General features: G+C 71.4%; 18 protein-coding genes, 1 pseudogene and 1 riboswitch. Of the genes and pseudogenes, 3 read left to right on the top strand and 16 right to left on the bottom strand.

The window, feature by feature from the left end; translation table 11 throughout:
* Positions 1-12: 12 nt before the first annotated feature.
* Together folE and ftsH are read right to left on the bottom strand one after the other, a co-directional pair.
* Entirely contained in the window at positions 13-609 is a 597-nt protein-coding gene (folE, locus tag HNP44_RS14830) for a GTP cyclohydrolase I FolE (protein WP_259141778.1), read from the bottom strand.
* On the bottom strand, positions 609-3029 hold the full coding sequence (gene ftsH, locus HNP44_RS14835) for an ATP-dependent zinc metalloprotease FtsH (RefSeq protein WP_259141779.1): 2421 nt from the start codon (positions 3027-3029) through the stop codon (positions 609-611). The genes folE and ftsH overlap by 1 nt, the downstream gene beginning before the upstream one ends.
* Before the next feature lie 159 nt (positions 3030-3188).
* On the opposite strand from ftsH, the gene HNP44_RS14840 reads away from it, so the two are divergent.
* Entirely contained in the window at positions 3189-3704 is a 516-nt protein-coding gene (locus tag HNP44_RS14840) for a DUF2628 domain-containing protein (RefSeq protein WP_259141780.1), read from the top strand.
* Positions 3705-3750: 46 nt separating this feature from the next.
* On the opposite strand, the gene HNP44_RS14845 is transcribed toward HNP44_RS14840, so the two are convergent.
* From HNP44_RS14845 to dacB, 5 genes are read right to left on the bottom strand one after another with little or no spacing between them, the layout of a single operon-like run.
* Entirely contained in the window at positions 3751-5064 is a 1314-nt protein-coding gene (locus HNP44_RS14845; RefSeq protein WP_259141781.1) for an amidase, read from the bottom strand.
* Positions 5061-5627, bottom strand: a complete 567-nt coding sequence (hpt, locus tag HNP44_RS14850; protein WP_068524691.1) for a hypoxanthine phosphoribosyltransferase — start codon at positions 5625-5627, stop codon at positions 5061-5063. Before hpt ends, HNP44_RS14845 begins: the two co-directional genes overlap by 4 nt.
* Positions 5624-6580, bottom strand: a complete 957-nt coding sequence (gene tilS, locus HNP44_RS14855; RefSeq protein ID WP_259141783.1) for a tRNA lysidine(34) synthetase TilS — start codon at positions 6578-6580, stop codon at positions 5624-5626. Before tilS ends, hpt begins: the two co-directional genes overlap by 4 nt.
* The gene (locus tag HNP44_RS14860; protein ID WP_259141784.1) at positions 6559-7590 is read right to left on the bottom strand and encodes a zinc-dependent metalloprotease; all 1032 of its coding nucleotides are present in this window, start codon (positions 7588-7590) and stop codon (positions 6559-6561) included. The genes tilS and HNP44_RS14860 overlap by 22 nt, the downstream gene beginning before the upstream one ends.
* A gap of 5 nt (positions 7591-7595) precedes the next feature.
* Positions 7596-8966, bottom strand: coding sequence for a D-alanyl-D-alanine carboxypeptidase/D-alanyl-D-alanine endopeptidase (gene dacB, locus HNP44_RS14865; protein ID WP_259141785.1), 1371 nt, complete (start codon positions 8964-8966; stop codon positions 7596-7598).
* Positions 8967-9073: 107 nt separating this feature from the next.
* On the opposite strand from dacB, the gene HNP44_RS14870 reads away from it, so the two are divergent.
* Entirely contained in the window at positions 9074-9577 is a 504-nt protein-coding gene (locus HNP44_RS14870) for an inorganic diphosphatase (protein WP_068523642.1), read from the top strand.
* 61 nt (positions 9578-9638) lie between these two features.
* On the opposite strand, the gene HNP44_RS14875 is transcribed toward HNP44_RS14870, so the two are convergent.
* The 7 genes and pseudogenes from HNP44_RS14875 to HNP44_RS14905 form a co-directional block, all read right to left on the bottom strand.
* A complete protein-coding gene (locus HNP44_RS14875) occupies positions 9639-10319 on the bottom strand; it encodes a hypothetical protein (protein WP_259141786.1) in 681 nt (226 codons plus the stop codon).
* A gap of 35 nt (positions 10320-10354) precedes the next feature.
* Complete coding sequence (locus HNP44_RS14880; protein ID WP_374758793.1) at positions 10355-11692, bottom strand: tRNA-guanine transglycosylase; 1338 nt, start codon at positions 11690-11692, stop codon at positions 10355-10357.
* A gap of 63 nt (positions 11693-11755) precedes the next feature.
* Positions 11756-13432, bottom strand: a pseudogene (locus HNP44_RS14885) (MDR family MFS transporter); the annotation flags it as partial.
* On the bottom strand, positions 13429-13905 hold the full coding sequence (locus tag HNP44_RS14890) for a MarR family winged helix-turn-helix transcriptional regulator (RefSeq protein WP_259141787.1): 477 nt from the start codon (positions 13903-13905) through the stop codon (positions 13429-13431). The gene HNP44_RS14890 and the pseudogene HNP44_RS14885, both read right to left, overlap by 4 nt.
* A 104-nt stretch (positions 13906-14009) precedes the next feature.
* The gene (locus HNP44_RS14895) at positions 14010-14492 is read right to left on the bottom strand and encodes a YbaK/EbsC family protein (RefSeq protein ID WP_259141788.1); all 483 of its coding nucleotides are present in this window, start codon (positions 14490-14492) and stop codon (positions 14010-14012) included.
* A 24-nt stretch (positions 14493-14516) separates the two neighbouring features.
* Positions 14517-14900 carry a hypothetical protein gene (locus tag HNP44_RS14900; protein ID WP_259141789.1) on the bottom strand — a complete coding sequence of 128 codons (384 nt, stop codon included), beginning with the start codon at positions 14898-14900 and terminating at the stop codon, positions 14517-14519.
* A gap of 14 nt (positions 14901-14914) precedes the next feature.
* Positions 14915-16198 carry an aminotransferase class V-fold PLP-dependent enzyme gene (locus HNP44_RS14905; protein WP_259141790.1) on the bottom strand — a complete coding sequence of 428 codons (1284 nt, stop codon included), beginning with the start codon at positions 16196-16198 and terminating at the stop codon, positions 14915-14917.
* A 53-nt stretch (positions 16199-16251) separates the two neighbouring features.
* Positions 16252-16363: riboswitch (SAM riboswitch) on the bottom strand.
* Positions 16364-16447: 84 nt separating this feature from the next.
* Between HNP44_RS14905 and HNP44_RS14910 the strand changes: the two genes are divergently transcribed.
* Complete coding sequence (locus HNP44_RS14910; RefSeq protein WP_259141791.1) at positions 16448-17233, top strand: HAD-IIA family hydrolase; 786 nt, start codon at positions 16448-16450, stop codon at positions 17231-17233.
* Positions 17234-17255: 22 nt separating this feature from the next.
* Here the strand turns inward: HNP44_RS14910 and HNP44_RS14915 are convergent, their stop codons facing one another.
* Both HNP44_RS14915 and HNP44_RS14920 read right to left on the bottom strand, forming a co-directional pair.
* Positions 17256-18422, bottom strand: a complete 1167-nt coding sequence (locus HNP44_RS14915) for an RtcB family protein (protein ID WP_259141792.1) — start codon at positions 18420-18422, stop codon at positions 17256-17258.
* A 259-nt stretch (positions 18423-18681) separates the two neighbouring features.
* Positions 18682-19221: a DUF3885 domain-containing protein gene (locus HNP44_RS14920; RefSeq protein ID WP_259141793.1), complete on the bottom strand. Its 540-nt coding sequence runs from the start codon at positions 19219-19221 to the stop codon at positions 18682-18684.
* Positions 19222-19273: the final 52 nt, after the last annotated feature.

The raw sequence follows: 19273 nt of genomic DNA on the forward strand, positions 1-19273 counted from the left end.
CGGGCTGCTCCGTCACCGGCGCAGGATCAGTTCGAGCGCCTCGGCGCGCGAGGTCGCACTGTCCTTGAACGCGCCGCGCACCGCCGAGGTGGTGGTGCTCGCGCCGGGCTTACGGATGCCGCGCATCGCCATGCAGAGGTGCTCGGCCTCGATCACCACGATCACGCCGCGGGGGTCGAGCTTGCGGACCAGCGCGTCGGCGATCTGCGCGGTGAGCCGCTCCTGCACCTGCGGCCGCTTGGCGTACAGGTCCACGAGGCGGGCCAGCTTGCTCAGACCTGTCACTCGACCGCTGGTGCCGGGCAGGTAGCCCACGTGCGCAACGCCGTGGAAGGAGACCAGGTGGTGCTCGCAGGTCGAGTACATGGGGATGTCCTTGACCAGCACCAGCTCGTCGTGGTCCTCGCCGAAGGTGGTGTTGAGCACTTCGTCCGGGTCGGTGTGCAGCCCGCCGAACACCTCCTTGAAGGCCTTCGCGACCCGCTCCGGGGTCTTCTGCAGCCCCTCGCGGTCCGGGTCCTCGCCGACGGCGATCAGCAGCTCGCGGACCGCGGCGACGGCGCGCTCGTGATCGAACGGGGCCACAGCGGCCCCGATGTCCTTGCCCATCAGCTCTCGCTCGATCGGCCCGGGCCGGACTGCTCCCCGCCCTGCTGACCGGTCTCACCGGGGGTCCGCCCCTCGGGCGTGTTGCCCTGCGGCGGCCATCCGGGCGCCGACCAGCCTGCGGGGGCGCCGTAGTCGGGGCGGCTGCCAGGCTGCGGCGGCTGCTGACCGTACTGACCGCCCTGCGGCTGTCCGTATCCTGGCGCCGGGTACTGCGGGCCGGGGTAGGCCTGCTGCCCGCCCCACTGGTAGCCGGGCTGGCCGTAGGCCGGCTGCGGCTGCCCCTGCTGGCCGTACCCCGACGGTGCGCCGGGCGAGGGCCAGGGCTGTCCGGCCGGCGCGGGCGCGCCCCACTGGCCGTTCTGCCCGGCGTGACCGTTCGGCGCCGACTGGGCGGCGGCGAGGGCCGCGGCCTTCTCCTGTTCCGCCTTGCGGCGCTCGGCCTCCTCGTCGACGGGCGGCCACGGCTCACCCTTCTCGATCGCGATCTCCTTGGGAGTCTTGATCGGGGGCTTGGTCGACGGGATGCGGCCCCCGAAGTCGTCGAACTGCGTGATCACGGGCCGCTTCTCGACGGACTCGAAGATCCGCTCGAGATCCTTGCGGACCAGCGTCTCCTTCTCCAGCAGCTCGCTGGCGAGCACGTCGAGGACGTCGCGGTACTCGGTGAGGATCGCCCAGGCCTCGGTGTGCGCGGCCTCGATCAGGGAGCGCACCTCCTCGTCGATCTGTGCGGCCACGGCGTCGGAATACTGCGCGCCGCTACCGAATCCACGGCCCATGAACGGGTCGCCCTCGTCCTGTCCGTACTTCACAGCGCCCAGGCGGGCGCTCATGCCGTACTCGGTCACCATCGCGCGGGCGATCTTGGTGGCCTGGTCGATGTCGCTCGACGCGCCGGTGGTGGGCTCGGCGAAGACCAGCTCCTCCGCCGCGCGGCCGCCCATGGCGAAGATCAGCCGGCCGATCATCTCGTTGCGGGTGTACATGCCCTTGTCGTTCTCGGGCACGGCCAGCGCGTGGCCGCCGGTGCGCCCGCGGGCGAGGATGGTGACCTTGTACACCGGGTCCAGGCTCTTCGTGGCCCACGCGGCCAGGGTGTGGCCGCCCTCGTGGTACGCGGTGACCTTCTTCTCGTGCTCGCTGATGATGCGGTTCTTGCGGCGCGGACCGCCCACCACGCGGTCGACCGCCTCCTCGAGCGTGGGCGCCGTGATGACGGAACCGTTCTCGCGGGCCGTGAGCAGCGCCGCCTCGTTGACCACGTTCGCCAGGTCGGCGCCGGACATACCGGGGGTGCGCTTGGCCAGGCCGTCGAGGTCGGCGTCGGGGGCCAGCGGCTTGCCCTGGGCGTGCACGCGGAGGATCGCCTTGCGGCCCGCGATATCCGGGTTCGTCACGGGGATCTGCCGGTCGAAGCGACCGGGGCGCAGCAGCGCCGGGTCCAGGATGTCGGGCCGGTTGGTGGCCGCGATGAGGATGATGCCCTGGCGGTCGCCGAAGCCGTCCATCTCGACGAGCAGCTGGTTGAGGGTCTGCTCGCGCTCGTCGTGGCCACCGCCCATGCCGGCGCCGCGCTGACGGCCGACGGCGTCGATCTCGTCGACGAAGATGATGCAGGGACTGTTCTCCTTGGCCTGCTCGAACAGGTCGCGCACACGGGAGGCGCCGACACCGACGAACATCTCGACGAAGTCCGAACCGGAGATCGTGAAGAAGGGCACGCCGGCCTCACCCGCGACGGCGCGCGCGAGCAGCGTCTTACCGGTGCCGGGCGGGCCGTAGAGCAGCACGCCCTTCGGGATCTTCGCTCCCAGGGCCTGGTATCGGGCCGGATTCTGCAGGAAGTCCTTGATCTCGTACAGCTCCTCGACCGCCTCGTCCGCGCCGGCGACGTCGGCGAAAGTGGTCTTGGGCATGTCCTTCGTGAGCTGCTTGGCCTTGCTCTTGCCGAAGCCCATGACGCCGCCTCGGCCGCCGCCCTGCATCCGGTTCATGAGGAAGAAGAACAGGCCGACCAGCAGCAGGATCGGGAGCAGCGTGAACAGCAGCATCGAGATCCACGGCGATTCCTGCGTCACGTTCGTGGTGTACGTGACGGGCTTGCCCTCGGGGTTCCGCGCGTCCTGCACGAGGCCGAGGATGTCGCGGGAGGTGCCCGCGGGGTACTTCGCGAAGACCTTCGTCGAGCCGTCCGTGCCGTTCTCGCCGTCGACGGCTTTCGCCAGCGTCACGCGCAGCGTCTGCTCGCGGTCGTCGATCTGGACGTCAGTGACGTTCTTCGCCTCGAGCTGCTGCACGACCAGCGAGGTGGACGCGGGCTTGTAGTCACGGTTGCTGCCGCCGACCATGGTGAACGCCCAGACCAGCAGGACGAACCCGGCGATGATCGCCAGCGTGCGGATGAGTGATTTCCGTTTCATATGGCTTCGCCTCGCGGCTCGTCAGTCCTTCTTCTTCCGGCGCGCGGCGGGCCGCGCTGGGTCGACTTCCCAGGTTACCGTGCAGCGCCGGGACCGGGCCGGTCGCGTGGGTGCGCCCTGAGCGAACAACATCCCTTTCGCGCACATTATGCTGCCGCAATGACCGAGAACAGTGTCCCGCCGCAGTACCCCATCGACCCGCAGAACCCCTACGGCCAGCAGTACCCGCAGCAGCCGTTCGGCCAGCAGCAGCCGCACCCGGGGCCGGCGGTCGACGTGCCGGAGCGGTGGCGTAGCCGGTTCGACTTCTACTCCCGCTACGGGCAGCCCGCATCCTCCCCCGAGGCGACGGCCGCCTTCAAACAGCTGTCCTTCGGCCAACGCTTCCGCCTGGGCTTCAACGGGCCTGCGTTCTTCTTCGGACCGATCTACTACGCGATCAAGGGACCGTGGCGGAAGGGCCTGAGCCTGTTCGGCATCGCGGTGGCGATCACCATCGTGATCTCGATGATCGAGATCCTGTTGAACTTCACGTTTCCCGGCGCTTCGTACAGCGTGGTGATCGGCCTGCTCTACTCGACCACGGCCAACTGGTCGTACTTCCTACACGCCGCCCGCGGCAGCACCAGCTGGAACCCCTTCGAGGGCACTCCCCTCCTGCGCAAGCGGTCCTGAGTCGAGGCAGCTACACCTTTCTGGGCGCAGAAAGACGACGCGGACCTCAGACCTCGATCTTCGCGGCCAAGGCGAGCAGGTCTGCCTCGCCGCCGGGGCGCGCCACGAGCTGCACGCCCTCGCCGAGGAAGGGCACCGTCATCGCCGGCCAGCCGACGAGGTTCCACAGCGGCGGGTACGGCGCATAGGCGAGGCTCGGGATCGCGCTGGCGGCCCAGGGCAGCTCGGCGTACCGGCGCGCGGGCGCAGGCCGGCGGGCCAGGGCGGGCGTCACCAGCACGTCGACGCCCTCGGCCGCGAAGAACCGCTCCAGCGAACTCTCGAGCCGGGCGGCATCGGCCGGCCGGACGAGGCCGCGGCGCGCGACGGCCCGGCCGAGGGCGGCGTGCCGGCGCGTACGGGCCTGCAGGAGCAACGGGTTCGCGCCGCGGGCGACGATGTCGTCGGCGTCGGTCGCGGCGGCGGCCGCCCACCGGGCGAGCAGGGGCAGGGGCGACGCGGGGTACGGCACCTTCACGTCACGGACTGCGTGGCCGCGCTCGGCGAGCCGGTCGGCGGCGCCCTGCACCGCCCGCGTGATCGCGCGCGAGGTGATCGTGAACGCCGTCGGGCGGTTCAGGCCGAGGCCCACACGCAGGCCGGCACCGTCGCCGACGGTCGCGAGCTCGGGGCGCCCGGCGAGCACGGAGAGGCCCAGCGCCGCGTCCTCGACGGTGCGCGTCATCGGCCCGTTCTCGGACATGCCGAACCAGTTCGTGGGCCCGAGCTGCGCGGGCACGACGCCGCGGCCGGGCTTGATCGCGACGATGCCGGTGCACGCGGCGGGGCCGCGCAGCGAGCCGAGACCGTCGTTGCCGTGGGCGAGCGCGACGTGGCCCGCGGCCACGACGGCGGCGCTGCCGCCGGAGCTGCCGCCCGCGGTGCGGCCGGGCCGGTGCGGGTTGCCGACGACCTCGCGGGCGTCGTCCGTCATGGCCCACAGGCAGAGCTCGGGAACCCGGGTCAGGCCCACCACGACGGCGCCGGCGGCGCGCAGCCGCTTCACCACGGGGTGGTCGGTCTGCTCGACGGGCAGGCCCGCACCGCAGGCCTCGGAGACACCGTCGAGCATCCGGTGACCGGAGACGGCGACGTTGTCCTTGATCGCGATGGGTACGCCCGCGAGCGGCAGCGAGTACCGGTCGGACCGCGCGTCGACTGCGGCGGCCTCGGCGAGCGCCTGCTCGGGGCGCAGCACGCGCCAGCCGTGCACGGCGGAATCGTCACCGATGCGGGCCAGCGCCTGGCGGGTGGCGTCGACGGCGGTGAGCCGGCCCGATCGCACCCGCTCCGCGGTGGCCGCAGCGGTGAGCAGAGTCATTCGCTGTAGACCTTGGGCTCCAGCACGCCGATGTAGGGCATATCGCGGTAGCGCTCGGCGTAGTCCAGGCCGTAGCCCACGACGAACTCGTTGGGGATGTCGAAGCCGACCCACTTCACGTCGACCTCCACGCGCACCGCGTCGGGCTTGCGCAGCAGGGTGACGACCTCGAGCGAGTTGGGCTGGCGGGTCGCGAGGTTGCGCAGCAGCCAGCTCAGGGTGAGGCCGGAGTCGATGATGTCTTCGACGATGAGCACGTCGCGGCCGGCGATGTCGCGGTCGAGGTCCTTGAGGATCCGCACCACGCCGGAGCTCGACGTCGACGAGCCGTAGCTGGACACCGCCATGAACTCGAGCTGGGTGGGCACGGGCAGCGCCCTGGCCAGGTCGGTCACGAACATGACCGCGCCCTTGAGCACGGTGATCAGCAGAAGATCGGTCTCCCGATCGCCGTACTCCTCCGCGATCTGCGCCGCGAGCTCCGCGGTCCGCTGCTTGATCTGCTCCTCGGAGAGGACCACCGAGGCGATGTCTCCCGCGTACAACTCACCAGTGCCGTTCACCACGCCCTCAGAATGCCACCTGCCCGCTGCACCTGCAGCCGCCGCCCCGCACTTCCGCCCGGGATCGCCGTCGGGCCCTGCCCGCGCCAGTCGGTGACGAGGGCGTCGACGGCCGCGAGGTGGGCTCCCGTGAGCGCCCGTGCACCGCATCCAGCGAGCCAGGTCCGCAGCGCCCGGACCCTCAGGGCTGCAGGCAGTCCCGCGATGTCGGCCACCACCAGCTCGGGGCCCGACGGTGCCGGCGCCAGCGCGTCGAGCGCATCGTTGTCTGCGCGCAGCGAGGCGGCGGTGCGCGCGAGGGAGTCGGCCACTCCCCCGCCGAGCACGTCCTCAAGGAGCGGCAGCACCTCGGTCCGTACCCGCACGCGCGTGTACCTCGGGTCGAGGTTGTGCGGGTCCTCCCACGGGGTGAGCCCGAGCTCCCTGCACGCGGCCCGGGTGTCGGCGCGGCGCACGCCGAGCAGCGGACGGCCGTACGGGGCAGACCAGGCCGCCATCCCGGCGAGCGAGCGCGCCCCGCTGCCCCGGCCGAGGCCGAGCAGCACCGTCTCCGCCTGATCGTCGAGGGTGTGCCCGAGCAGCACCGGGGCACCGTCGCGGGCGCTATCGAGCGCCGCGTACCGGGCGGCGCGGGCGGCGGCCTCGGGCCCGCCCGCACCGTCGACCACGACGGGCAGGACATCGACCCGGCGCGCCCCGAGGTCGCGGGCTGTCGCCGCGGCGGTCGCGGCCACGGCAGCGGAGCCCTCCTGCAGTCCGTGGTCGACGACGAGCGCGGCGACCTCGAGGCCCTCCGCGAGCGCGCCGGTGAGCAGGGCGAGGGAATCGGCGCCGCCCGAGAGGGCCACGGCCACCGTCGGGCCCGATCCGTGGGCGGCGTGCCAGGCCCGGACCGCGTGCCGCACGCGCAGCGCCGCAGTCCCCGGGCGGCTCACAGGACCCGGGCGATCCATCGCTGCGGCTCGTCGAGTTCCTCGGGCAGCGGCAGCGTCTCGGGGCCAGCCCACACGCGGTTGAACCGCTCCATGCCCACCTCTGCCACCACGGCGTCGACGAACGTCTTGCCGCGCACGTACTGCGCGATCTTCGCGTCCATGCCCATCAAGGCCCGCAGGAGCCGCTGGAACGGGTTCGACGGTGCCGCGCGCCGCCGGTCGAAGGCGGCGCGGATGGTCGCGACGGTAGGGATCACGCCGGGCCCGGCGGCGTCCATGACGTGGTCGGCGTGGCCCTCGAGGAGGGTGCCGAGCATGAGCAGCCGCTCGACTGCGGCGAACTGCTCTGGCGGGGCAGCGACCTCGAGCACGCCGATGATGCCGTCGTGCCGCGCGTCGCCGGACAAGGCCCGCCGAACGCGGGCCAGGAGGTCACCGAGGGAGCCGGCGCCGGCGGTCCCGGCGAGCGCGGCGACGTTCTCCCGCATGTACTCCCGCAGCCACGGATTGGCGGCGAACTGCACGCGGTGGGTCACCTCGTGCAGGCACACCCACATGCGAAAGTCCTCGGGCCGCAGCCGCAGCGCCCGCTCGACGGCGAGCACGTTCGGGACGACGAGCAGCAACTCGCCACCCCGGACGCCGAACGGATCGTACTGGCCCAGAACGGAACCGGAGACCATGCCGAGCATGGCGCCGGCCTGCACTCCCGCGAGGCGGGCACCCAGGCCGGGGTGTCCCGCGTCGTCCGACTCGATCAGCGCCTCCATCGACCGGGCGGCCGCGGAGACCCATTCCTGCCGGTCCACGGTGCGCGCCGGCGGCGCGGTCCCGGGGGTGACGAGTCCGGTCACGCGCAGGACGTGCTCCTCGGCGGCGGCCGCGTCCTCGAGCAGCTGGGCGGCGGCGCGGTCGCGGGTGTAGGCGGTGGCGGCGGGGCCGTCGCCGAGGACGCGGGCCACGCGACGTCCGGACGCCGCGGCGAGCGCCCAGTCCACCTGCGCGCGCACCGACTTCGAATCCGCCATGGCGATCAGCGGCACCCGCAACCGCGGAGCGCGGCCGTCACGGCGTCCATCGCGGGCCGGGCCACGTCGACCGGCGTACCGGAGGACATGAGCGTGAAGGTGAGCACGGCACCGTCGCGCCCGGGGACGTAGCCGGCGAGCGTGGAGACGCCCGACAGGCTCCCCGTCTTGGCGCGGACGTAGCCGGCGCCGGGCCGGTTGACGGTGGTGTACCGGTCGGCGAGCGTTCCGGTGGCGGCGGCCACGGGCAGCAGGTCCAGCAGGGGGCGCAGCTGCGGCTTGCCCGTGCCGGCCGCCGCGGTGACGATGCCGTCGAGCACCGTCGCGGGAATGCGGTTGGCGTTCGACAGGCCGCTGGTATCGGAGAGTTCGACGCCGGTGAGGTCGAAGCCGGCGTTCCGAAGCGCCCCGGTGACCGCGCGGGTGGCACCGTCGAACGAGGCCGGCTGGTTCGTGGCGAGCGCGACCTCGCGGCCGATGGCCTCGGCGAGCACGTTGTCGGAGTGCACCAGCGCGTCGTGCAGCCGGGTGCTGAGCGGGGCGCTCCGGACGGCGGCGAGTTGCGCCGCGCCCTGGGGCGCGGTGCCCTCGGCGACGGCGGTCGACGGCAGGCCGAGCGCTGCGGCGAGGGCACGGCCGGCGGTCAGCGCGGGGTCGGCGACGCGGGGCGAGTAGTCCTCGGCGGGCCGGATGCGGCCGGAGTCGGCGATGAGCGACTGCAGCGGGGTGATGTCGCCGCCCGCGATGTCGGCGCGCTCCCAGCCGCGGGCGAAGTCGGTGCCGGTGAACAGGGAGGTGTCGACGACGACCTTGGTGACCGTCGTGCCGGCGCGGCGGATCTGCGCGGCGAGGTCGGCGATCTTCGGCGCGTCCGTGAACAGCGACGGTCCGCCCGCGCGCAGCGTCGGATCGCCCGCGCCGACGAGGACGACCTCGCCGGGGACCGCGCCCGCGACCACGGTGGTGGTGATCCGCTTGTCGGCGGGCAGGGTGAGCAGCGCGGCGGCGGCGGTGAGCACCTTGGTGGTCGACGCCGGGGTGCGGGGGCGCGCGGCGTCCCGCTGCCACAGCACCTGGCCGGTGCCCGCGTCGGCGATGACGCCGGTGAAGTCGCCCAGGTCAGGACTGCGCAGGGCCGCCTCGATCTGGGTGGTGATCCCGGCGGCAGTGGGGGCGACAGTGCCCGCCACCTGCGTGATAGCGGGACTGTAGGACGCCTCGGCAGGGCGCGGCGGCACGGTGTCCGCCACGGCCTGCCGGTCGCGGTAGACGCCGTATCCCAGGGTGGCCGCGACGGCGCCGCCGACGACCAGCGCCAGCACGACCACGGTGATCGCGAGGCGCAGGAGGGTCCGTCGAATCCGCGAGCGTCGCACCGCACCACCCTAACGGCAGCCCGAGGCTGGGAGCGGAGTGAGCGGGTCGGACCAGGTTCGCAAAGGGTATCCTCGTCGTGCATGGTTGACGCGAGCGAAGGGAAACAATGAGCGTCGAATTCGAGGTCACCGTCGAGATCGCCAAGGGCTCGCGGAACAAGTACGAGGTGGATCACAAGACGGGCCGGCTCAAGCTGGACCGGTATCTGTACACCGCCTTCGGCTACCCCACCGACTACGGCTACATCGAGGACACCCTGGGTGAGGACGGCGATCCGCTGGACGCGCTCGTGCTGCTGCAGGAGTCGGTGATCCCCGGATCGCTGGTCGACTGCCGCGCCGTCGCCATGTTCAAGATGGAGGACGAGAAGGGCGGCGACGACAAGGTGCTCGTCGTTCCCGCCGGCGATCCCCGCTGGGACTCGGTCCAGGACATCGGCGACATCGACAAGTTCGAGCTCGACGCCATCGAACACTTCTTCGTCCACTACAAGGACCTCGAGCCCGGCAAGTTCGTCAAGGGCTCGACGTGGGTGGGCAAGAAGGAGGCCGAGGAGGAGATCGCCCGGTCGATCGCCCGCGCCGAGACCGCCGGGTCCGACGCGCACTGACACCGTGAGACGCGAAGCGGCGGCGAGGATCTCCTCGCCGCCGCTTCCGTACGTCCTAGCGCTACAGCCTTCCGGCCACGCGCCTGACCAGGTCGTCGAACGTCGCGGTGTCGTACGTTCCGTTGGCACTCGGGTTCGCGTTGACCATCGCGAACACGCCGTTCTTCGAGAAGTACGCCGACGCCGAGCGCGCCGTCTTCTCGTTCGCGGTGCGTGCGAACTCAAAGACGAAGCCCTGCGCCCCTGCGGCACCGGCGGGCAGGTCCTTGCGGGTGGTCGCCTGCTTGAGCGCGCCGCCACCGTACTCGATCACTGCACACTCGCCGGTTCCTGCGGCCTCGAACACCGAGAGCCGCGCTGAGCCGGGTAGCAGGGTCACCCCGAAGCTCAACGACGTGTCCTTGGACAACGTCTGCTGGACGCCGTACTTGATCGTCTCCAGCACCTCCTGCTGCGCGGCGACGTTCTTGTCCTTGCAGGCCGCAGGCGTGATCTGTGCCGCCTGCACCTGGCCGACGGAGTTCATGGCGCCCTGGAAGGCGTCGTCGCTCGGCACCTTGGACAGGGCCAGCCCTGCGGGCAGGTCGGCCTGGACGAGGGCCTTCGACGGCACGTCGACGTCCGGGACGGCGGACGACGATGCCGCCTCGTCGCCGCTCCCGCCGCAGCCGGCGAGCAGGAGGCCCGACGCGGCGACCGCCGCGAGGATGCCGAGGGAACGGGTCGGGTCACTGCGGCGCAACGGCTTTCTCCTGCCGATCGGGATTGCGGATCGGGCTAGACCTTACCGAACCGCCGCAGGAAAGACACAGCGAAGGCCGGGTAACCCCCGTCGCGGATCGCGCGCCGCGCGGCCGCGGCGAGGGATACGAAGAAATGCTCGTTGTGCAGGGTGCACAGCGTCACGGCAAGCCCCTCGTTCGCGGCGAACAGGTGGTGCACGTAGGCGCGGGTGAAGGCGTCGGTCCGATTGGTCCCGCCGGGCCGCCCCTCGGCGGGGTCGAGCGGCCGGAAGTCCGCGCGCAGCGCGGGATCGGTGACGTCGAGGACGCCCGTCGAGGTGTAGACGCGGCCCTCGGCGCCGGCCCGCGCGGGCTCGGTGCCGTCGAGCAGGTCCACGCCCGCCTCGATCGCGGCCAGCAGGTCCGCCGGGCCGGCGATGCCGCCGAGGTAGCGCGGCCGGTCCGTCTCGAGCTCGCCGATGGCGGTACGCAGCAGCGCGGTCTCGTGGGCGGGGGCTCCGACGCCCTCGATCCGGTAGCCGCCGAAGCCCAGTCCGCCGGCCCGCCGGTCCTCGTCCGCGAGCCTGCGCAGTGCGCGGGCCGCGGACCGTCGACGCTCGGGATCCGCTCCGCCGGTCACCACGGCCCAGAGCGACAGGGCGTCGTGCCGGTCCGCGGTCTGCCAGGCGTGCTCGGCGAGGGCCCGCCGGGCCCAGCGCTCCGTACGCGCGGGATCGGCCGCGTCCGCGAGGGCGAAGGCGACGTCGAAGCCCATGCGGTGCGCGAGGCGCACCGCCTCCTCGGGGTCCCAGCGGTGCGGCGACCCGTCCAGGCGGCCGCGGAAGGCGATGCCCTCGTCGGTGATCCGCGTCTTGCGCTGCTCCGCGACGGCGGCGACCCCGGTGTCGGCGATCGTCGGCGCCGACCAGGCCATCGCGGCGCCGATACCACCCGCGCCCTCGATGACGTCGACGCCGGGCTGCAGATACAGCTCGTGCAGATCGACGGTCAGCGCCGCGGCGCCGAGGTCGGTCAGCTCACGCGGGGTGAGGCCGGCGATCGCGCCGCGGCTCGCCACCGGCACGTAGGCGGGCGTGGCGATCTCGCCGCGGGGCAGCATTATCCGGCCCGACCGGGCCCCGTCGGGACCAGTGGCCTCGACGGCGAATCGCACGGAGTCGGTGGTGCCGGAGGCGCGCAGCCGGGTGTTACCGGCGATCGCCCGATAGCCGGTGCGGAGGTCGGCGAGTTCGGCTGCGAGCGAGGCGTTCTGGGCCCGGAGCTCGTCGATCTCGGAACGGGAGGCCGCGGCCTGCGCGGGCGTAGGCGGTGTGGGGACGGGGCCGGTGGGCGGTTCGGTCACAGTCTCCTCCGTCGCTGCTGTGCCCGCCACGGAAGCCGCGGCGGCGCTGATCTCCGCAGTCTCGATGCTGTCAGGCGTCGCGGCGGCGCCGGCCTCCGGGGTAGTCGCCTCGACGGCCGGAGCGGTGCGCAGCGGCACCGCCTTCCAGAACAGTACGAGGACCAGGCCGATCGCCGCCAGCACGGTGACGGCGAGGAAGACCACGTCCATGGAGTCGGCGAATCCTGCCTTGAGCGGGTGCACCAGGGTGTCGGGTAGCTTCTGCAGCGCGGAGGTGTCGGACATGACGTCGCTGACGGCGCTGGAATCGCCGTGCGCGAGCTTGGCGGCGAAGTCCTGCGCGGCCGGGCCGTCGTGGCCGGCGGCGGCGCGCTGCACGGCGGCCATGTACTCGGGGTCCGCGGCCGCGTCGCTCATCCGGCCGCTCATCTTGTGCGGCATTTGCGAGAACAGCACGGAGAGGAAGACCGCGACGCCGAGCGTGCCGCCGATCTGGCGGAAGAACGTCGCGGCAGCGGTGGAGACACCCATGTCCCGCGGCGGGAGGATGTTCTGCAGCGCCAGGGTGAGCGGCTGCATCAGGTTGCCGAGGCCGAAGCCGATCACGGCCGCACCCGCCATGACGTAGCCGATCTCCACGTCGGCGCTGAGGTAGTGCATGCCGAACATGCCCGCGGTGAGGAGCACCGCGCCGATGATCGGGAAGACGCGGTAGCGGCCGGTGCGGGAGATCATCTGGCCGGCCAATATCGAGCCGAGCATCAAGCCCGCGACCATCGGCAGCATGAGGAAGCCCGCCTTCGTCGGGCTGGCGCCGCGGACCACCTGGAAGTACTGAGGCAGCAACGAGATGCCGCCGAACATCGCGGCGCCCACGACCATCGAGATGAGCACGCCCTGCGCGAAGATCACGTTCCTGAAGATGCGCAGCGGGATGATCGCGTCCTCGCCCATGCGCTTCTCGATGGCGATGAACGCGAGGATGCCGGCGGCGCCGATGCCGTAACAGATCAGCGCCTTGCTGGAGCTCCAGCCCCATTCCTGGCCCTGCTCGGCGACGATGAGCAGCGGGACCAGGCCGACGGACAGCGCCACCGCGCCGAACCAGTCGATGCGGACTCCCTCGCGGCGGGTGTGCGGCAGGCGCAGCACGCGGGAGACGACGGCGAGCGCGACGATGCCGATCGGCACGTTCACCAGGAAGACCCAGCGCCAGCCGGAGATGCCGAGGATGTTGTCGGCGCCCGAGAACAGGCCGCCGAGCACGGGGCCGAGCACCGAGCTGGTGCCGAAGACGGCGAGGAAGTAGCCCTGGTACTTGGCGCGCTCGCGGGGCGGCACGATGTCGCCGATGATGGTGAGCGCCAGCGACATCAGGCCGCCGGCGCCGAGGCCCTGCACCGCACGGAAGGCCGCCAGCTCGTACATCGACGTGGCCGTGCTGCACAGCAGCGAGCCGATGACGAAGACGGTGATGGCGAACATGAAGAAGGGCTTGCGCCCGTAGATGTCCGACAGCTTGCCGTACAGCGGGGTGACGATCGTCGAGGTGATGAGGTACGCCGTGGTGACCCACGCCTGCAGCTTGTAGCCGTTGAGATCGTCCGCGATGGTCCGGATCGCCGTGGAGACGATCGTCTGGTCGAGCGCGGCCAGGAACATGCCGGTCATGAGCCCCGACAGGATGTAGAGGATCTGCTTGTGCGTGAGCCCGGCGCCCGCGGTCTCCACAACGGCGGCGGCGTCACGGTTCGCGGTCGCGGCGGTCACTCGCCGTCCCGCATCAACTTGAGTGCCTGTTCGAACTGCACCAGCGCCCGGTTCCCGAGCGTCACGAACTGGTCGATCTCCTCGTCGGTCCACTCCTCCATGAGGGGCCGGAGCTTCTCGTTGCGCTGCTGCCGGATGAACTCGACCTTGGCCTCCCCCGCCTCCGTGGCGGAGACGAGCGCCGCCCGGCGGTCCGAGGGATCGGCGGTGCGCTCGGCGTAGCCCAGGTTGGTCAGGGTGGTCACGTACCGGCTCGCGGTGGACGGGTCGGTGTGGATCTGGTCCGCGAGCACCGACGAGCGCAGGGGCCCGCCTTTGACGAGCGCGAAGAGCGCGGTGTACGCCGCCAGTTCGACGCCGTCCGGCGCGACCGCATGCCGCGTCATCACCGCATGCCGCTCCTTGAGCCGAGTGAGCTCGGCGATCACGCCGACGATCCCCTCGATCCGGTCCGCCCGTTCCTCGTCCGTCATCACGCCTCCGCAGGTTCCGTCCGCCCACGCCGCCGTGGCCGGACATGCAAAACTACGTGCAGCTTACAACTATTAGGAGAACTAGTCGACTCGGGCGAACCGGCCTATGCCGCCGATGTCGTGACGATTCTGGCACCTGTGAGCGCCACGAGCGCGGCGAAGTCGGTGCGGAAGATCGTGTCGTGCGTCCCGGCCGCCGCGTACAGGTCCGGGTAACCGGCGAGCGACTCGTCGATCACGGTGACCACCGGCCGCGGATGCCCGACGGGCGAAACGCCGCCGATGACCTGGCCGGTCGCGGCGGTCACGTCATCGGGCTTCGCACGAGTGATCGCGCCGTAACCGAGCCGCTGCGCGAGGCAATCGGTGTCCACTCGGTGCCGTCCACTCGACAGGACGAGCAAGGGCGCACCGTCGGCCAGGAAGACGAGGCTGTTGGCGATCGCGCCCACCTCGCACCCCAACGCCGCCGCGGCTTCCGCGGCGGTCTTGGCACCGTCCGGCACCAAGCGGACGGTGTCCGGGTGGCCCGCGGCGGCCAACGCCGCGCGGACGGTCTCGGTGCGGACGGAGTACTGCTCGGTCACGCCGACCAGTATGCCCGCTCCGCGCTACGCGGCGAGCAGGGTGGCGATGAGGTCCTTGGTGCGCGCTCCGCCGACGGGACGCAACACGACGGCGTCGGCAACCTCAGCGGCGTAGACATCCTCGATCAGGGATTTCAGGCCCGACGGGGTGCCGATGTACGTGATCCCCTGCGGCGCAGAGCTGCTCGGGGCGTAACTGGCACGGGCATCGGCGGCGCGCTCGTCGATCACCACGTCGACCTCGAGCGCGACGGCACCCGGCTCCCGCCCGGCGCGCTCGGCCTCGGCGCGCAGGTAGCCGCGCTCCCGCTGTGCGAGGCGCAGGTCGGCGGCACGGACGCGGGTCAGGTGCGAGGCTTCGGGCTCACCGTCGACGGTGATCACCAGTGCGGGGCGGGAGACGGTCATGGATTCCTCCGGGTTCAATTCGCTCGTGCGGACAAGTCTTCGAGGGCGCGCGCCAGGCGGCGCACGTCGTTCTCGCTCGTGCCGAGGCCGATGCTCGCGCGGACGGCGCCGTCGTAGCATCCCAATCGGTTAACGACGGGGTGGGCGCAGAACTTCCCGTCGCGCACGCCGATCCCGTGCTCCGACGAGAGGAACTCGGCGACCTCGCGGGGCGTGCGACCGTCCACGGTGAAGGCGACGATGCCCACCCGCTCGGTCGAGTCGGCCCAGATCTTCAGCGTGCGGACCCCGTCGACGCCCTTGAGCGAGCGGAGCAGCAGGTCGGTGAGGAAACGCTCGTGACGGGCGATGGCGTCCTCGCCGAGGCGCTCGATGGCTTCGCAGGCGGCAGCGATGGCGACGGCGCCGAGGACGTTGGGCGAGCCGGCCTCGTGCCGCGCGGGCCCGGTGTGCCAGGCCACCTCGACAGACTTCGAGACGGGCGTGCCGATCACCTCGTAGCTGGCGCCGCCGCCGCAGCGGACGGGCTCGGCCTCGTCGAACCAGTCGGCGCGACCGACGAGCACGCCCGAGCCGAAGGGCGCGTACAGCTTGTGGCCGGAGAAGGCGAGGTAGTCGACGCCGCTCTCCCGCAACGAGATCCGACGGTGCGGGACCAGCTGGGCACCGTCGACCGCGATCCGCGCGCCGTGCCGGTGGGCGAGTGCGGCGAGCCGGCGGATCGGCAACACCTCGCCCGTGACGTTGGACGCGCCGGTGACGCTGACGAGGGCGGCGGGGCGGCTGCGCAGCTCCTTCTCCAGCACCTCGAGCGTGCCCTCGATCGACAGCGGCGCCGAGATCACACGCGCGCCGATCCGCTTCCACGGCAGGAGGTTCGCGTGATGCTCGCAGTCGAGGACCACGACCTCGCCGGGCACGCAGCCCGCGAGCAGGTTGAGCGAGTCGGTGGTGTTGCCGGTGAAGATGACGTGGTCGTCGGCGCGGGCGCCCACGAACTCGGCGACGATCTCGCGGGCCCGCTCGTAGCGGGAGGTGGAGCGCTGCGAGAGGTAGCCGGCGCCGCGGTGCACGCTCGCGTACTCGCCCAGCGCGGCCTGGACCGCCTCCTGCACCTCGACCAGGGCGGGAGCGCTCGCGGCGTAGTCGAAGTTGGCGTAGCGGACCGTCGCGCCGTCCGTGAGCGGGGCGTACTCGTCGGCGCCGGTCACGGCGGCGAGGGGGCCCAGCGACAGCGGCGTGCTGCGGACGGTCGGGGTGAGGCAGACGGCGGTGCGCTCGGTGGTGGCGATGCTCATGAGAGATGTCCTTCGGTATGAGGACGCGCAGCACCCGTTTCCGACGTGCCGCGAATCCGCGCTTGCCGCACTCGTTCGGTGCGACCAGGTCGTCACCCGGAGCACCCCACCGCGGAGGAGGGTTGCCGACCAGCGAGCCGGGGCTTGTCGCTGGCACTCATGACCTGCGTCGAGAATGCCCTGTCGCGCGGCCCGTCGTCAAGGTTCGAATCACAGCGACGCGAAACCGCCGGGAGTAGATTCGCGGGCATGAGCGAGTGGACGTACCTGATGGACATGGACGGGGTCCTCGTCCACGAGGAGCACCTCATCCCCGGCGCCGACGCGTTCATCGCGGAGCTGACGGCCGCCGGTACGCCGTTCATGGTGCTCACCAACAACTCAACGCGCACCCCTCGTGACCTGCGCGCACGCCTGGTCGCCACCGGGCTCGACATACCCGAATCGCGGATCTGGACCTCCGCGCTCGCCACCGCGAAGTTCCTGCAGGACCAGCGGCCGAACGGCACCGCCTACGTCGTCGGCGAGTCGGGCCTGACCACCGCGCTGCACGACGCGGGCTACGTGCTCACCGACAACGATCCCGACTACGTGGTGCTCGGCGAGACCCGAACGTACTCCTTCGAAGCGATCACCACGGCGATCCGGCTCATCGACCGCGGCTCGCGCTTCATCGCGACGAACCCGGACCCGACGGGGCCGTCGCGCGACGGCCTGCTGCCCGCGACCGGTGCCGTGGCCGCCCTGATCCGCGAGGCCACGGGCCGCTCCCCCTACTACGTGGGCAAGCCGAACTCGCTGATGATGCGGTCGGCGCTGCGCGCCCTCGGGGCGCACTCCGCGGACACCCTGATGATCGGCGACCGGATGGACACCGACATCGTGTGCGGCCTGGAGGCGGGGCTGCGGACCATCCTGGTGCTCACCGGCATCTCCACCCGCGAGTCGGTGACCGCCTACCCGTACCGCCCCACCCGCACAATCGATTCCGTCGCCGACCTCGTCGGGCATACGGAGGAACCGTTCCCCGGCTGAGAGAGCCCAGCCGGGGAACGGATCACTGCCCCTTCACGTTGACGATCTGGCGCAGGACGGCGCGGACCGTCACCAACTGCTCCGCGTCGGCCATCACCCGGTCGATCGGCTTGTAGGCCTGCGGGATCTCATCGATGAAGTCTGGGCTATCGCGGAACTCGATGCCCGTCATGGCCTCCCGCAGCTGCTCGTGCGTGAATGCCTTGCGCGCCGCGGACCGGGAGTACTCCCTCCCCGCGCCGTGCGGCGAGCTGTTCAGCGACGGGGCGAAGCCCTTGCCCTCGACGATGTACGACGCGGTGCCCATCGAGCCCGGGATCAGGCCGAGCTTGCCCTCGGTGGCCTCGATCGCACCCTTCCTCGACACCCACACCTCCTTACCGAAGTGCTTCTCGCGCTTGGTGAAGTTGTGGTGGCAGTTGATCCGCTCCGCCTCCACGACGGGCGTCCCCACCCACTCGCCGAGCTGGCGGATCACCCGGTCCATCATCTCCTCGCGGTTGAGCAGCGCGAAGTGCTGCGCCCACGTCAGCTCGGCGATGTACCGGCGGAACTCGGGCGTTCCCTCCACGAGGTAGGCCAGGTCCGGATCCGGCAGCTCGATCCACCACTGCTTGCACAGGCGGGTCGCCACGGCGATGTGGTGCTGGGCGATCTTGTTGCCCACGCCGCGGGAGCCGGAGTGCAGGAACGCCCAGACGGTGTCGTCCTCATCGAGGCTGATCTCGATGAAGTGATTCCCGCCGCCGAGGGTGCCCAGCTGCAGCGCCCAGTTCCCGGCGTACTTCGCGGGGTCGAAATCCGCCCGCTCGGCGAGCTCGGTCAGCTCCGCGATCCGGGGCGCCGCCGTGGCCACAACCTTCTTGTTGTACCGGCCGGGCGACAGCGGGACCGCCCGCTCGATGGCCTCACGGATCGTCGCGCGGTCGTCGGGCAGGTCGGCCAGCGTGAACTGGGTGCGGACCGCGATCATGCCGCAGCCGATATCGACGCCGACGGCCGCGGGGATCACGGCGCCGAGGCTCGGGATGACCGAACCGACGGTGGCACCCTTGCCCAAGTGGGCGTCCGGCATCAACGCGATGTGCGGGTAGATGAACGGCAGCTTCGCCGTGGTGATCGCCTGCTCGCGGGTCTTGTCGTCCAGGATGGACGCCCACGAGACCAAGGACTTACTGATCTTCTCCATGTCTTTCTCGTCTCGGTGTGATGGTCACCGGTCCGAGTGGCCATGCGTGTGACGCATGGCTCCCGAGCCGGCGGTGGAGCGACGGCCCGGGTTGCCGCAGGTTATGCGGGCACGCCGAACCGACGGCAGTAGCACTGCCGCAGCGATTCGGGGAGCTTGCGCATATCCATGGATGACACGCTATTGGACTGCAATCAGCGGTGCCAATTCTTTTCTACCAACGGTTCCGGCGCGATCTTCCACAGCTTGCGGCGGCTGATCATTTGCGTATCGCCGCCGCAACCCGCAATTGTTCCGGCGATGGCAGACGTGCGCCTGGGAATCCCGGGGCGGGAAGCCAGTCGATGAACGTCCCGGCGATGCCGTCGCGCTCAGCTGTCGTCCGCAGGATCAGGTCGGCGCCGCCGTCGTACGGGTGATGCACCCACGTGGCGGCGGGCACGGTGATCATGACGCCGCTGACCAGCTCATCGGCGACGAGCCGGAGAAGTCGGGGCAGCCCACCCCCGTCGCGGTGCACTACCGAGAGGTAATGGTGCGTCCAGATCCGATACTCCTCGTCCTCGTCGTCTTCGGTGAAGCTGCGCCACAGGCGCGCCCGCGGGAGCAGACCGACGAGGGCGGCGGACCGTCGAACCGGCCGGGCGGCGGAGGAGTACGAGCACGTGACTACCCACAGGTCATCCGCACCTGCCCGCAGTTCGTCGAGTTCGGCCAGGTAGCGGGTGAGCAACACGCCGTACTCGGCCTCGGTGTCCGGGTACCGCTTGCTCTCGGCAGGCTGTGCAGCCGCACCCACCGCTCGTAGCACGTCGCCCGAAGCCAGTGGGCGTACGGCAGTTCGGTGCCCA

Origin of the sequence: Tsukamurella ocularis (genome assembly GCF_024807615.1) — a bacterium.
GTDB classification, from domain to species: Bacteria; Actinomycetota; Actinomycetes; order Mycobacteriales; family Mycobacteriaceae; genus Tsukamurella; species Tsukamurella ocularis.

Bases quoted from the DNA above. Each gene is read 5' to 3' on its own strand.
- folE (WP_259141778.1), bottom strand. From the start codon at position 609: ATGGGCAAGGACATCGGGGCCGCTGTGGCCCCGTTCGATCACGAGCGC.
- ftsH (WP_259141779.1), bottom strand. From the start codon at position 3,029: ATGAAACGGAAATCACTCATCCGCACGCTGGCGATCATCGCCGGGTTC.
- HNP44_RS14840 (WP_259141780.1), top strand. From the start codon at position 3,189: ATGACCGAGAACAGTGTCCCGCCGCAGTACCCCATCGACCCGCAGAAC.
- HNP44_RS14845 (WP_259141781.1), bottom strand. From the start codon at position 5,064: ATGACTCTGCTCACCGCTGCGGCCACCGCGGAGCGGGTGCGATCGGGC.
- tilS (WP_259141783.1), bottom strand. From the start codon at position 6,580: ATGGATCGCCCGGGTCCTGTGAGCCGCCCGGGGACTGCGGCGCTGCGC.
- HNP44_RS14860 (WP_259141784.1), bottom strand. From the start codon at position 7,590: ATGGCGGATTCGAAGTCGGTGCGCGCGCAGGTGGACTGGGCGCTCGCC.
- HNP44_RS14870 (WP_068523642.1), top strand. From the start codon at position 9,074: ATGAGCGTCGAATTCGAGGTCACCGTCGAGATCGCCAAGGGCTCGCGG.
- HNP44_RS14890 (WP_259141787.1), bottom strand. From the start codon at position 13,905: ATGACGGACGAGGAACGGGCGGACCGGATCGAGGGGATCGTCGGCGTG.
- HNP44_RS14900 (WP_259141789.1), bottom strand. From the start codon at position 14,900: ATGACCGTCTCCCGCCCCGCACTGGTGATCACCGTCGACGGTGAGCCC.
- HNP44_RS14905 (WP_259141790.1), bottom strand. From the start codon at position 16,198: ATGAGCATCGCCACCACCGAGCGCACCGCCGTCTGCCTCACCCCGACC.
- HNP44_RS14910 (WP_259141791.1), top strand. From the start codon at position 16,448: ATGAGCGAGTGGACGTACCTGATGGACATGGACGGGGTCCTCGTCCAC.
- HNP44_RS14915 (WP_259141792.1), bottom strand. From the start codon at position 18,422: ATGGAGAAGATCAGTAAGTCCTTGGTCTCGTGGGCGTCCATCCTGGAC.